General features: G+C 65.5%; 1 protein-coding gene. It reads left to right on the top strand.

Annotated elements, in window-relative coordinates:
* A partial coding sequence (locus C7G61_RS43020; RefSeq protein WP_190242288.1) for an MBL fold metallo-hydrolase occupies positions 1–341 on the top strand: 341 nt, incomplete at its 5' end.
* Positions 342–676 lie beyond the last annotated feature (335 nt).

Here is a 676-nt window from a genome sequence, read left to right as displayed (position 1 = left end):
CGCTCGGCAGCGCCAACGGGATCGTCGTGAAGGCGCCGGGCGAACCGACCGTCTATCACATGGGCGACACGGACATCTTCGGCGACATGGCCCTGATTGCCGAGATCCATCAGCCCGATGTTGTCATCGTGCCTATCGGCGACCGCTTCACCATGGGCCCCGAGGTCGCGGCGCTTGCGGTCGAGCGGTATTTCGGCGGAGCCAAGGCCGCCATCCCGTGCCACTACGCCTCCTTCCCGCCGCTGGTGCCCAACGCCGACCGCTTCGTCGCGGCTCTCGACGGCAAGAGTATTCAGGTCGTGGTGCCGCATAAGACCGTGGGCGTGACGGTGCAAAAGTAACCTCCCCGTCATTGCCTCCCCGGACTTGATCCGGGGATCGGTGCCGGTGATCCCGATAGATAGCCGGCGCCTGGTTCCGCTTGCGGTTTCATTGGGCCCTCGCACCCTCCGACTGCACCCTCCGCCGTCATCACCGGGTTTGTCCCGGTGATCCCGATCGTCTCGCTCGGCCTCAGCCTGAGGAGCCGCTGCAAGCGGCGTCTCGAAGGAGGAGTTCAGCGCTTTTCCGGACCCTCCTTCGAGACGCAGCCTCACGGCTGCTCCTCAGGATGAGGGCGATGGGTCTGGAAGCGTCATGGCCGGCACAAGCCCGGCCATGACGAAGGAGAGGATGC

It is taken from the genome of Bradyrhizobium algeriense, assembly GCF_003062295.1.
Classification (GTDB): domain Bacteria; phylum Pseudomonadota; class Alphaproteobacteria; order Rhizobiales; family Xanthobacteraceae; genus Bradyrhizobium; species Bradyrhizobium algeriense.
Note: the sequence above shows the minus strand (reverse complement) of the source record. Positions and strands in the feature narration are given on the sequence as shown.